This window comes from Flavobacterium sp. 2, assembly GCF_049949195.1.
In the GTDB taxonomy this organism is placed as follows: domain Bacteria; phylum Bacteroidota; class Bacteroidia; order Flavobacteriales; family Flavobacteriaceae; genus Flavobacterium.
The window spans coordinates 1033775-1047966 of record NZ_CP188206.1; the positions used below are offsets into that span (position 1 = coordinate 1033775).

General features: G+C 32.8%; 11 protein-coding genes. 5 read left to right on the forward strand and 6 right to left on the reverse strand.

Annotated features, from left to right (window positions below; translation table 11 throughout):
* Positions 1-34: 34 nt before the first annotated feature.
* From ACNFIH_RS04280 to ACNFIH_RS04300, 5 genes are all read left to right on the forward strand, one after another.
* On the forward strand, positions 35-487 hold the full coding sequence (locus tag ACNFIH_RS04280) for a 2-dehydro-3-deoxyphosphooctonate aldolase (RefSeq protein ID WP_426485633.1): 453 nt from the start codon (positions 35-37) through the stop codon (positions 485-487).
* Between the two features lie 17 nt (positions 488-504).
* Positions 505-2415 (forward strand): hypothetical protein, encoded by a 1911-nt coding sequence (locus ACNFIH_RS04285; RefSeq protein ID WP_426485634.1) that lies wholly within the window; start codon positions 505-507, stop codon positions 2413-2415.
* A gap of 331 nt (positions 2416-2746) precedes the next feature.
* Entirely contained in the window at positions 2747-3565 is an 819-nt protein-coding gene (gene kdsA / locus ACNFIH_RS04290; RefSeq protein ID WP_035648291.1) for a 3-deoxy-8-phosphooctulonate synthase, read from the forward strand.
* Positions 3566-3585: 20 nt separating this feature from the next.
* Positions 3586-4491, forward strand: coding sequence for a hypothetical protein (locus tag ACNFIH_RS04295; RefSeq protein ID WP_426485635.1), 906 nt, complete (start codon positions 3586-3588; stop codon positions 4489-4491).
* Positions 4492-4616: 125 nt separating this feature from the next.
* Entirely contained in the window at positions 4617-5294 is a 678-nt protein-coding gene (locus tag ACNFIH_RS04300) for a YiiX family permuted papain-like enzyme (protein WP_426485636.1), read from the forward strand.
* 74 nt (positions 5295-5368) lie between these two features.
* On the opposite strand, the gene ACNFIH_RS04305 is transcribed toward ACNFIH_RS04300, so the two are convergent.
* From ACNFIH_RS04305 to ACNFIH_RS04330, 6 genes are all read right to left on the reverse strand, one after another.
* A complete protein-coding gene (locus tag ACNFIH_RS04305) occupies positions 5369-6760 on the reverse strand; it encodes a M20/M25/M40 family metallo-hydrolase (protein ID WP_426485637.1) in 1392 nt (463 codons plus the stop codon).
* 152 nt (positions 6761-6912) lie between these two features.
* Complete coding sequence (locus ACNFIH_RS04310) at positions 6913-8838, reverse strand: discoidin domain-containing protein (protein ID WP_426485638.1); 1926 nt, start codon at positions 8836-8838, stop codon at positions 6913-6915.
* 31 nt (positions 8839-8869) lie between these two features.
* On the reverse strand, positions 8870-9655 hold the full coding sequence (locus ACNFIH_RS04315; protein ID WP_426485639.1) for a glycerophosphodiester phosphodiesterase family protein: 786 nt from the start codon (positions 9653-9655) through the stop codon (positions 8870-8872).
* An 81-nt stretch (positions 9656-9736) separates the two neighbouring features.
* Entirely contained in the window at positions 9737-12037 is a 2301-nt protein-coding gene (gene bglX, locus ACNFIH_RS04320) for a beta-glucosidase BglX (protein ID WP_426485640.1), read from the reverse strand.
* A gap of 10 nt (positions 12038-12047) precedes the next feature.
* Complete coding sequence (locus ACNFIH_RS04325) at positions 12048-12761, reverse strand: prolyl oligopeptidase family serine peptidase (RefSeq protein WP_426485641.1); 714 nt, start codon at positions 12759-12761, stop codon at positions 12048-12050.
* Between the two features lie 10 nt (positions 12762-12771).
* Positions 12772-14148: a glucoamylase family protein gene (locus ACNFIH_RS04330; RefSeq protein WP_426485642.1), complete on the reverse strand. Its 1377-nt coding sequence runs from the start codon at positions 14146-14148 to the stop codon at positions 12772-12774.
* Between the last annotated feature and the right edge of the window lie 44 nt (positions 14149-14192).

Genomic DNA, 14192 nt, shown 5'->3' on the forward strand with positions numbered 1-14192 from the left:
CCTTTTAAATTTGCATGACCAAAAAAGCATAACCATGAAAAAAATATTCATCTTTTTAATTTTATTAATCAGTGCAACTTCTTGTATTAGTACAAAATCGACATTAAAAAATGTAGATGATAATGCTCCTGATTTAATTTTGAAGAAAGACAATACGTTTGCCATTACACTTTTTGCCAAAGACAAAAAATATGGCTACGATCCCGATTATCCCGTAAATATTTTCTACCGAAATACTAAAGACGAAGCTTTGAACGAAACTCGTTTTCTAAATGCACTTGCTGGTCCAAGTGGTGAAAAAATCACTTATAAACGATTAGAAACATGTTGTCCGTTTCCAACTAAAAGAAGCGATATGGGTGCTGGATTTTTAAATGTTTATGAACTAACTTGGGAAGGACAGAAAAAGCCTGTGATACTTTATTTAAACATTTATGAAAAAGGAATTTTAATGGTTCCGATGGGATTGAGTTTGAAGAAAGAGTAATAAAAAATATAGCTTAAATGTCTAACAATATTGATAACAGAATTGAATTTTGGATTAATTTATGGGAAGATTTAATTTCTAACTTCTTAAAAAAATCATATGGTCTTTCATTATATAGTCCACATATACTCGTAGAAGATATAATTACCGAAATTGAAGAAAACTCTTTTAAAAATTTAGACAACAAGCGTTATTTTTATGAGAAATTATCATTTTATTTAAAGGATGATATTGTAGTTAAAACCAACTTTGAATCCAGTTTCAAAATCTTGAGATCAATCTTTAATTCTGATAGAAATAATTATATTCTTGAAATTTCAAAAAAAATAAAAAATCAGTTTGAAGAAGGGTTGTATTTCAATTATTGTTTAGAAATTCTAAGTCAAGAACTTAGCAAAGATGAAGAAATAAACGTGAATTTTATAAATTCGATAAATTATTTAACCCAAAATTTAATCGTTGAATTTATAAAAAAAGGCTACATTTTAGAAGACATTAAAAAATTTGCGAACAATATATTTTCTAATTATACAGAAATATCTGGGGATATTTCAACTAAATACCCTCATAATTTAGATGAGAAAAAATACATTGGTGATAACGAAATTTTCGATCAGTCTAAATACAATAAAGACATTGTTCTTCTAATGGATAAATTAGAATATAAAGATCGAATTAAGGCATTTTACCACTATTTTTATAAACAGAAAGAAAAAGCTAATTATATCTTTGTAGTTAAAGGACTAAAAGGTTCTATAAGTATTGAAATCGGAGGAATTACATTATATTCTTTAATCAGCAAGCAATTTGTAACGAGTGAGAATAAATTTAATATTGAAGATTTACAAAGAAAAAGTAATAATGAATCTGAAAAATTTATTCAAGCTTCAGTTGAAGTTGATTATCTATCTCCAAAGTCCTCCCTTATTAATGCATTAACAAAACTCGAAAACGCTCTCGATTTAATTTCTTGTCACTTTAAGACAAAAACTGAAATTGAAATTGACTCTTCAAATTATATAGTCGTAAAAAATGGTAGGCGTATTTTTTCTTCCTCAGGATTAAACAAAAGAGAAAACCATGTAAGACATAGAGATTCATTAACCCTAGACGACTTCGAAAAAGATTTAAACAGCTTAAATGACTTCTCATTTTTATGGAATAATAAAAATTTGCAAAAAAAAGGTCACTCAAAATTATTAAATGCGATTCATTGGTATAGTAAAGCAGAACAATCTATAAAACAAGAAGACAAGATGCTTAATTATTGGATTGCGATTGAAAATTTATTTAATTTAGAATTCGATATTAGTAATGACGTTTTAACTGGTAATAAAAAACGAAAAATCCATTTAATACAAGAAATTATTTCATCTACACAAATTTTTAACTATATATATGATTATGGATGGGAACTATATCGTCATTATGAACACATAGTTAGAAACCAACGATTCTCAACAAAAAAAATACCAAAAGAAATTATTATAAAAGCTAATTTAGATGTAAATGCAGGTGAGACAATTTATTTGGAAAAATTTGTAAACTCATTAGAAGAAATAAAAAATTATGAAACTGATCTATTTATACTCCAAAAGTTAGAAAATCTAATTTCCTTCTATAAAGATTCGAAATTTACCAAGAAAAATATTGAAGAGCAAATAAACATAATTGAAAATGATGTATTGATGATTTATAGATTTAGAAATTTAATTGTTCATAATGCACATTTTGATAATGCTTTACTACCATATTTTGTTTGGAAAATTAGGGATTATTCTGGTACTTTAATTAGAAAATTAATTCAAGAATTAAGTTTAAATGATACCGAACTTTCTAATTTAATGATGCAATTATTTCTAAACAAAGAGCATTTTCTCCTTGAACTAGAAAGTGGAAAAGTTAATATGTTTGAAGATGAAAAATAACTTAGACTATAATTGAGTTTACACTAGTGATGAAAGAAATTCAAACTAAGATAAACTCCAAAAAACAGCTTATTCAAAACTTAAATTAACTTAATTTCTCATAATTCCACTAAATCTAGCCCTGATAGAAGTGGAAATCATTTTTCTCTAAAACTTATTTTTTCCTGGCTGGGCAGAGCGACCGGAGGAAGCTCCTGAACAGACTTTGGAAAAAAAAGTTTTAGAGAAAAATATTGAAACGAATAGCAGGATTAGCTTCATAAAATAATCTTAAATCTTAATCCTAAACTCATAAATCATAACTACCTTTGCAGTGCAAAAAAATAATTTTATGAACTTACAACATATTCCACAAATTAAGCATACTGACAGCGGAAATTTCTTTTTATTAGCGGGGCCTTGTGCTATCGAAGGAGAAGAAATGGCGCTGAGAATTGCTGAAAAATTAGTTGGTATTACCGACAATCTTCAGATTCCTTATGTGTTTAAAGGATCTTTTAAAAAAGCGAACCGTTCTAGAATTGACAGTTTTTCTGGAATTGGAGATGAAAAAGCTTTAAAAATCTTAAGAAAAGTTTCTGAAACTTTTCACGTTCCAACTGTAACTGATATTCATACAAACGAAGATGCTGATATGGCAGCCCAATACGTTGATGTATTGCAAATACCAGCTTTCTTGGTTCGTCAGACTGATCTTGTTGTTGCTGCGGCAAATACTGGAAAAGTAGTAAACTTGAAAAAAGGGCAATTTATGAGTCCGGAGAGCATGAAACATGCTGTTCAAAAAGTATTAGACTGTAATAATGAAAACGTTATGGTTACTGATCGTGGTACTATGTTTGGCTACCAGGACATGATTGTTGATTTTAGAGGTATTCCTACTATGCAGCAATATGCTTCTACAGTTTTGGATGTAACGCATTCTTTACAACAACCAAATCAAACTGCAGGTGTTACAGGCGGAAGACCTGATATGATTGAAACGGTTGCTAAAGCGGGTATTGCAGTTGGTGTTGACGGTATTTTTATCGAAACACATTTTGATCCGGCTAATGCAAAAAGTGATGGTGCCAATATGCTTCATTTAGACTATTTTGAAGGTTTGATGACAAAATTAGTTGCTATCAGAAAAACAGTTAACTCATTCTAAATTTATAATACTTAAGTTCTTTGAAAACAAAAATTTTATTTTTCCTTCTGGCTTGCGTTTCACTAAGCGCTTTTGCTCAGGAAGAAATTCCGGTACAAAAATACGCTGCACACAATAAAGGAAAATTCTTTGTGATGTGGGGTGGTAACAGAGAAAGTTACTCTAAATCTGATGTGAATTTCAGAGGTAAAGATTACAACTTTACTGTTGAGAACATGCAAGCTCATGATAAACCAAAAGGATGGCATGTAGACTATATCAATCCTGCAAATATGACTATTCCTCAAACGAATTTGAGATTGGGTTATTTTTTCAGCGATCATTATAGTGTTACAATTGGTGTTGACCACATGAAATATGTAATGTCACAAAATCAAATTGCTAACGTTAACGGAAACATCAATTTACCTACAGATGATCCTGCATCAATTTACAATGGAAATTACAATAACACACCTGTAGATATGTCTCAGGGAGGAGCTATTGAAGGCGGTTATAACAAAGGTGAAATAAATCCAAACGGTCCTGCTTTTTTAATGTATGAACATACAGATGGTTTAAACTACATTAATACTGAGGTGGCGAGATTTGATGATGTTTCAAAATGGTTTGGATTACCAAATATTGATAAAGTTCAGATTAACTTAACCGAAGGTATTGGTGCTGGAGTTTTATATCCTAAAACCAATACTACAATTTTAGGTAAAGAACGTCACGATGATTTTCACGTTTCTGGTTATGGTGTTTCTGCAAAAGCTGGTTTAAACATTACCTTTTTTAAACATTTCTATGTTCAGGGAGAGTTAAAAGGCGGTTATATCAATATGCCAGATATTAAAACTACAATGAGCAATGATGATAAGGCTTCTCAGCACTTTACTTATTTTCAACGAATTATTGCTGTTGGAGGAATTTTCAGAATCTAAAAAGATTACTTTACAAAATAATAAAAGCAGAATTTCATTCATTTGAAATTCTGCTTTTTTGTTTGTGTTAATTCCGAATGAAAACTGAAGAATAAATTATACTTTTAATTTTTTAAAATTTGAATATGAAAAAACAAAAATACCTCTTTCTGATAATTACCTTTTTACTGAGTTTTGGTTGCGCGTTATTTGTCGCGATGAAAGTTTTTCCGAATAATCCATTTTCAGGAAACAAAGCTCAAAATACTGTTTTAGATAAAATTCAGGATGGCGATATTATTTTTCAAACTTCAGAATCTCCACAATGCGAAGCAGTACGAATTGCCACAAATTCTAAATTTTCTCACTGTGGCATTATCTACAAAATAAACGGAAATCTATTTGTTTTTGAAGCCGTTCAGCCTGTAAAATTAACTCGTTTGGAAGATTGGATCCAGCACGGAAAAGACAATAAATATCTCGTAAAAAGACTGAAAAATGCTGCTGAAATTTTGACTCCTTCAACTTTGCAAAAAATGAAAGATTACAGTCAGCAATTTAACGGCAAAGAATATGACGCTTATTTTGAATGGACTGATACCAGAATTTATTGTTCTGAATTAATTTGGAAAATATACAAAAACGCTGCCGGCATCGAATTATCAAAACTCAAACAACTGAAAGATTTTAATTTAACCGATGAAAAAGTTCAGAAAATATTAAAGGAAAGATATGGAAATGAAATTCCACTAGAAGAAAAAGTAGTTGCGCCTTCTGACCTTGCAGATTCTGATTTATTGAAAACAGTTATCGGCACTTATTAAACTTATATAGATCTTAAAACAAAAAAGCTATGAGCAAAACTCATAGCTTTTTTGTTATTTAAAATTATCAAAAATTAATTTGAAGGAGGAAGAACGATTCCGTTTTGATCTACTAGATAGATTAATGAAGTCATAGTTGCTGCACCAAGTTCTAATTCTCTTTTGTTGATTGCATCAAATTTATCGTTTGCTGCATGATGGTAATCAAAATAACGCTGTGAATCTGGCTGTAAACCTGCTTTAACAATTGTTTTAGATGTTAAATGCTCAATATCTGATCCTGCGTGTCCTTTTACAAAACTGTGAATTAAATAAGGCTCAAAAAGGTTTTTGTATTCCTGTAATTTTTTGAAGTTAGCATCATCAGCTTCGATTGAAAATCCTCTTGGTGTAAATCCGCCTGAATCACTTTCTAAAGCAAAAATATGATTCTCGTTCTTTTGTTTTGCAACTTCTTCATATTTTGCTCCACCTTTTCCACCGTTTTCTTCATTCATAAACAATACAACACGAATCGTATTTTTAGGTTTGTAGTTTAAGTTTTTCAGGATACGAACTACTTCCATACTTTGTACTACTCCTGCTCCATCGTCATGCGAACCATCAGCTAAATCCCAAGAATCTAAGTGCCCTCCAACAACAAGAATGTTCTCTGGAGTTACTGTTCCTTTTAATTCTCCAATTACATTATAAGATAATACATCTGGCAAAGTCTCGCAAGATTGTTTGAAATATAATTTAATCCCCGGATTGGCTTTCAAAGTTTTACTCAATAATTCAGCTCCGTTTGTACTAATTGCCGCCGCCGGAATATATTGTTCTTTTGGCAAATCACCATAGCTTTGTGCACCTGCATGTGGAAAATCATCTAAACGCAAGTTTAAAGAACGTACAATCGCTCCAACTGCACCAAGTTTCGCTGCTTCTTTTGCACCACTTCTTCTTTGATCTCCTGCTTCAGAATAAGAATTAAAAGTTCCAATATATTCAGGATTCATTGGTCTGTTAAAAAACACAATTTTACCTTTTACTTTATCACCTAATCCTTTTAATTCATCAAGGCTTTGTACTTCGATTACTTCAGCTGTAATTCCTGTTTTCGGAGTTGCAACTGAACCTCCCAATGCACAGATTGGTACAGCAGTTTTTACTTTTCCGTCTACGATAAAAGCAGTTTCTTTCTCACCGCGAACCCAGTGAGGAACCATAACTTCTTGTAAATAAACTTTATCAAGACCAAGACTTTCTAATTGTCTTTTTGTGTATTCTACACCTTCCGCAGCACCTTTTGATCCAGATAAACGGCTTCCGATATCATTTGATAAATATTCTAACCAAGAATAACATTTAGCTTCGGTTAAAGCTTTTTTGTAAAATAATTTAATGTTTTTTTCATCATTCGATTGTGCAAACGATGCGGTCAATCCATTTAAAACTAAAGCAGTTAAAAGAATGGTTTTTTTCATGTTTTTTATAGCATTTTGGGTTGTTTTACAAAGGAACAAAAATCTTTAGAACTGTCAGAGTTTTTTTGTAGACTTTTGTCAAAAAAAAAAGCTCTGATTGCAATTATCTTTCAATTTGCAAATCAGAGCTTTTATATTGTACTAAATAAAATTTATTTTACTTCAATAAGTTTATTTCTTGTACCAATTCCGTTTTCATTAAAAGGCTCAATCGTGAAATAATATTTTGTGCCTTTATCAAGACCTCTAAAATCATACGAGTTCTCTCCGTAAACCATAATACTGTTATATAGTTTATCAGGAGTTATGCCATAAAAAATATTATACCCAATTGCATCTGACTGCTTTTTCCATGATATCATAGCGTTGCGAGAATCAGTTTTGTTTCTGTCAACCTTAAATACGGAAACTGCTTTTGGTTTTTCTGACAAACCATTTCCAAAAACTCTAAAATCAGAAATCGCAAATAAACCAGAAGCATTATGAATATTTTCCATTTTGATATAACGCGCTTTTATCGATTTTGTAAGCTCTACATAATCATGCGGTACATCTTTATCATTTTTGGATTTATCAACAACCAAAGTCCAGTTTACAGCATCATCAGACATAAATATTTTATATTGATAATAAATATCCATTGCCTTATTGTACTGCGTTGCTTTATGATCTGCGTAATTAATTTGAAGTGCTTTGATTTCCATTTGTCTGCCTAAATCCATTTGAAGCCACTCTCCTGGATTACTTGTTTTAGCCGACCAATAGGTTTGAATGTTTTCGTCTGTTAAATTCTCAGGTCCGTAACAGAACTTCTCGTATACTTTTTTACCACCGTTATCCATTCTGTGTGTTTCTACTTCCATACATTCTTCAGAAGAAGAAACGGTTACAGGCTTTTTATATGAAAGTAACATCCAGCCTGATGAAGCGCCTTTTGTCTGATCACGCTGACTTGTTGGAAGCACAATCGGGAAATCTCCATAAGCTGTAATAGAATACATTACGTCATCTTTATCAAATCCGGCAGGAAACATATCAATGCGACGCTCAAAACGGTCTTTAATTGAAATTTTACACGTTCCTGTATTCCAATAATTTCCGTAATTGTCTGCGAATGTATTTCCGTGACCGGCACCAATTACAAATCCGCCCGGTTTATATGACATTGGATTGTGTTTTTGATACGTAAAAGGCCCTAACGGATTATCACCTACATGAACGCCATTTGCATAACCTTTAAATTCAGTTGCTGGCGCTCCATATTGCATATAGTATTTTCCGTTATGTTTGGTCATCCAGGCGCCTTCAATGAAATTTCCCCAAGGCGCTGGTTCCATATCATTATTTGGGCCAAAACGTTCCCAACCATGCGCTGATGGGTCTAGAATTGCAACTTCTTTTATCTGCCCATACGGACGCTGAATATCTTCTACTTCAGTTGCTTTGTATAACTGTGCATAATCAGCCTGATTTCCTTTTGGAAGCCAAGTATTATAATCTACTTCTGTTCCTACAAGAGGTAGTTTTCCGCTTGAACCGTAGTAAATATATACTTTTTTATCATCGTCTTGAAAAATCGCAGGATCCCAAGTTGGCAACATTGCTTTGTCAACATGACGGGTCCATTTACCAGATTTTGGATTTGCTGTTTTCCAGATTGGGTGATCTCTTTTCCAAGTTGAACCAACGTAGAATAATGTATCATTAACAACCCAAGCTGCTGGCGCACATTGATCATCATCGCCAGGCTGTCTCTGAAAACTTCCGTAAACAAAATTCCAGTCTGACATATCTTTACTCCAAAAAAAACCTGCCTGATTCGTTGCAAATAAATAATATTCTCCTTTGTATGTAATAATAACGGGATCAGCACTAGAACGGCGTGAGTATGGAATTCCGTTATGATTGTAAGTCGTATAATTGTAACCAATATTAATTGGATTACAATACGTTGTTGCAGGTTTATTAGGGTCAAACCATTCTGTTTTGCCTGTTGCATTTTGAGCCAAAATACTGTTATTGAAAACGATCAAAAACAATAAAATTGGCAATCTCAGTTGTTTATATATTTTTTTCATGATTTGATTTGTTTTTATAAAGGCTGAAAGATTATTTTTTTGCTTTTAATCTTTCCTTTAAAAGTTCAGGTTCATTCGTCGTGATATAATTGAATTTTTGATCGATAATCCAATCCATATCAGCAGCTTCATTTACAGTCCAAGCGTTCAAAATGATTTTGTTTTCTTTGGCTTCTTGGATCCATTCTGGATGTTTTTTAAATACCGAATAGTGATAATCAACACCATTGATATTGTCCGCTTTAACTTCTTTCGGAGATTTATTTCCTTCTAAATATTGAAGCGAAGTTTTAGAATCTATAGCTCTAATTTGTTTTAGAATATCGTAATCAAAACTTATGTAGCATGTTTTTTTATTCGCTTTAAGTTTTTTGATTGTTTCTACCGTTTTTATAGCCGTTTCTTTTCCGCGCTCTTTGCTAATTTCTGAAGGTTTTATTTCGCAAACCAAAAGCGTGTGCTTATTGTTTTTTATTCCTTCTGAAATATATTCGTAAAGTGTTGGCAACTTTTCACCATTCGACAAATTAAACTTAATTAAGTCAGCGTAATTGGTTTGTTCTATCAGTAATTTATTAAAATGAGCATCGTGATTAATCACAAGAGAATCATCGGCAGTGCGCCAAACATCAAATTCTGATCCAGATAATTTTAAATCAATTGCATGTCGTAAAGAAGCAATCGAATTTTCCGGAAGATTATTTTTTTTCCACGCACCTCTATGCGCTACAATTGCATTCTTCTGTGCATAACAAGCAGCGAACGCGAATAAAAAACTTAAAAAAAAGAAAGTATGGGATTTTTTGAAAACATTCATAACATTTAAAGATTAAAAAGGTTTTGTCTTTTAGAAAAAAAGCCCTCCAAATGAAGGGCTTTTAACTAACCAATAAACCAACTATTTAGTTAACTCGAAACTAACTTTCTTGTCGGCAGTTGAATTTCCTCCTACGAAAATATCAAACTGTCCAGGCTCTGCTACGAATTGTAAATCAGAGTTATAAAATTTTAAATCTTCAACAGTAATATCAAAACTTACGGTTTGTTTTTCACCTTTTTTAAGTGCTATTTTTTGGAAACCTTTTAATTCTCTAACTGGTCTTGTTACAGAACCAACTAAATCTCTGATGTATAACTGAACCGTTTCTTTTCCGTCAAAATTTCCAGTATTGGTTACATCAACCGTTACTTTTAATTTTCCGCTGAAATTCATTTTATCAGAAGAAATTTTCAAGTTTGAATAATCAAAAGTGGTATAGCTTAAACCAAATCCGAATGGGAATAAAGGCTCGTTTCTTTCGTCAATATAGTTTGATCTGAATTTCTCGAATTTCCCTTCTGTGTTAGAAAGTGGTCTTCCTGTATTTTTGTGTGCATAGTAAATTGGCAATTGACCAACGCTTCTTGGGAAAGTTGAAGTCAATTTTCCTGAAGGATTAACATCTCCAAACAAAACATCTGCAATTGCATATCCCGCTTCTGTACCAGCAAACCAAGCGTTTAAGATTGCAGGAACTGTTTTCTCTTCATCAGTAATTACTAACGGACGACCATCAAATAAAACTAAAACAACTGGTTTTCCTGTTTTCAATAAAGCATTTAATAAGTCTTTTTGCGCTTGTGGAATTTGTAAGTTTGTGCGGCTGCTTGATTCTCCACTCATTTCTGCAGATTCTCCTAAAGCAGCAACAATTACATCTGACTGATTAGCAACTTTTAAAGCTTCTGCTAATAATTCTTCTTTTGAACGGCCATCACGGTGTAATGTTTTTCCAAACATTGTCGCATTTGTTTCAAAAGTTTCGTCATAATCTAAATTGCTTCCTTTTGCATATAAAACTTTCGTTCCTGCTCCGGCAACTTCTTTAATTCCAGCTAATAATGAAACTGCGTTTTCCATTTTAGTGGCAACACTCCAAGTTCCTGGCATGTTTTCTTTAGCATCTGCTAATGGTCCAATTAAACCAATTGTTCCCGATTTTTTAAGTGGTAATAATTGGTTTTGATTTTTTAATAAAACCAATGATTGAGCTGCAATTTGACGTGCTTCTTTTCTGCTATCCATTGTAAAGATTTCAGTTTTAGCTCTTTTCTCATCACAGTATTTATATGGATCTTCGAATAATCCTAAATCATATTTTGCTTCTAAAATAAGTTTAACAGCATTGTCGATAGTTTCCATAGAAACTCTTTTCTCATCTAGGGATTTTTTCAAAGTTCCTAAGAAACCTTCTCCAACCATATCCATTTCAACACCAGCATTTAAAGCTAAAGCCGAAACATCTTGAAGATTCCCCATTCCGTGTTCGATCATTTCTGGAATTCCAGTAAAATCTGTTACCACAAAACCTTTGAATCCCCATTGTTTTCTTAAAACATCTGTCATTAACCATTTATTTCCAGTTGCCGGAATTCCGTCAATTTCGTTGAACGACGCCATAACTGAACCTACACCAGCATCAACTGCTGCTTTGTAAGGCGGGAAATAATCGTTGAACATTCTGATATGGCTCATATCAACAGTGTTATAATCACGTCCAGCTTCTGGCGCTCCATATAATGCGAAGTGTTTAACACACGCTAAAATGGAGTTGTTTTTTGAAAGATCATGTTGTTGGTAACCGTTAACCATCGCTTTTGCGATTTGGCTTCCTAAATATGGATCTTCTCCAGAACCTTCGGAAACTCTTCCCCAACGTGGGTCACGAGAAATATCAACCATTGGTGAGAAAGTCCAGTTGATTCCGTCAGCACTTGCTTCTTTTGCTGCGATTTGAGCACTTCTTTCGATTAAGCCCATATCCCAAGTACAAGATAATCCTAACGGAATTGGGAATGTTGTTTCGTAACCGTGAATAACGTCCATTCCAAAAAGCAACGGAATTTTCAAACGGCTTTTTTCAACAGCAATTTTTTGTACTTCTTTAATTTTTTGAACTGATTTAATGTTGAACAAACCACCCACTTTACCTTCAGCAATATTTTTTGCCACATTTGAGCTGTTTGCCTGCCCTGTGGTAATATCACCAGATGTTGGCAAGTTTAACTGACCCAATTTCTCGTCTAAAGTCATTTTTGACATTAACTCTGCTACAAATTCAGACTTTGGTTTAATTTTTACTGTATTTTTAGCAGGCTTTTTTTGAGCGTAACCCAAAACAGCGCATCCTAAAAAAAGCAAGACTAATTTGTTTTTCATTATAATTTATTTATTTGTTTGTATTCGTTTTTTTCTGTTGCAACATCCAATCGTAGATAGCTGCATTATCATAAACTCTTGTCCAGCTGTCGTGATTTGCATCATCAAAGATTGTAAGCTTTACATCTTTTGCATTGCATTTTTTCAATTCTTTGTAAATCGTGATCGCATAATTCACATTTACGACATCATCCAGCAATCCGTGAAAAATTCTGGTTGGAATATTGGCTATTTCACAAGCTTTTTCTAATTGAATTAAATCTACAAAACCAGCGACAGGTACGTTTGCGGCAAATAGATCCGGATGTGCAAAAGCCAAATTCCACGAAGCCCAGCCTCCTGAGCTCAAACCAGTAACATATATTCTTTCTGAATCAATTTTATTTTCTTTCTGAATTTTTAAAATCAGCTCATAAATCGATTCTATATCCCAATTTTCATCTTCTTTACATTGCGGAGCCAAAACGTAAGCATCTAATTGATGCGTTTTTAAATACTTAAAAGGTCCATGAATTTTTACCTTTTCAATATCGGTTCCTTTTTCTCCATCTCCAGAAATAAAAACTATCAAAGGCTTCTTCTCTTTTGTATTTGCAGGCTTATGCAGTGCATAACCCAGTTCATACTTTGTCATTATTACTGTATTTATTTTTCCCGTTATTTCACTTTGGGCAAAACCAAATACAGAAAACAATAAGACTAGAAGCGTTATTTTTTGTTTCATTTAGAGGCAATTAAATTCCGTATTTGCTTGACGTGAAACCAAGTTTTGTTAATCCTTGTTTTACTTCTGGTGCATTCATAAATAATTTCCACAGCAATCCTGTTCTATAATTTTCAATCATTACAACTTCAGGACCTTGGTCTATTGCTAAGTAACGCTTTGCTACCCATTTATTACCTAAGCTAAGTGCATCATAAAAACCTGCATTACCCCATGTTTCTTCTTTATGATTTTCGTATAAATTTCTGATCAAAGCCATCGATTCTTTTGGCGTATAAACAATTGAGCTTATTGCTGCTGTTGGGGAAATTACTCCTTGATCATTACTTGGCATATGTGCATTATAACCAATAGAACCATCAGGATTTCTAGAATATGATGCTGTTAACCCCCAATATTCAGGACCATAACCCGCATTTTTATTTGGATTTTGTACACAATATTCATAATTGATTTTGGTTTGATTTACATTCAAATCCCAATAGTTAGCATATTTATCGCTCAATTGATTTGGATCTAAACCAACATAAGAATAATGAGCCCAGAATAATGGTCCACCAAATTCTTTAGCTCCATTATGACTTAAAATTAAAGGAATATTATATTTTGTATTAGATGAAACTATACCTCCGTTTCTTGCCCATCCTTCATGATATACTTTCGCATCAATTGTATGTACAGGTGATGAGGCTGCCATAACATAAGTTATCAAACACTCATTGTATCCTTGTAAAGGAAAGTTCATTTCCCATGCATAGCTAGGTGACCAGTGCCAGTACAACACATTTTTTTTGTTTGTGTACCATTGCCAGTCGACACCTTTCCAAAGCGCATCAAATTTTTGTGCTACGGCCTTTTCCTTTTGAGAACCATCTTTAAGATATTCACGAACAGTAATCATTCCTGCAACCAAAAATGAGGTTTCAACTAAATCGCCACCATTATCCTTGGTTCCAAAAGGTTTTACTTTTCCTGTATTTCCGTCAATCCAATGTGACCATGCTCCATGAAAACGATCTGCTTTACCTAAAAAATCTGCAATTTTGTTAAGACGTTCTACACCTTGTTCTTTTGTAATATAACCTTGCGACATTCCTGAAACAAGCGCCATTAATCCAAAACCTGATCCACCAGTTGTAACAATATTTGAGTCATTTTCTGGATAAACTCCATCAGGATGATAACGCTCTCTTGCTAATCCAGAATTTGGTTCTGCATAATCCCAGAAATATTTAAACGTTTGTTTTTGAACAGTATTTAAAAGCTGTTCATCAGTTAATGTAACAACGCCAGAGGTATTTTCCTGTGCATTTTCTTTTGATTTATCAGCATTTGATCCACAACTAAAAAAAGTAAAAGCTAAAAATAAAACTGAAATTCTAACCATTATAAAAGTTTAAGATTTTGAAAAATAATCACTTCCCTCAGGAA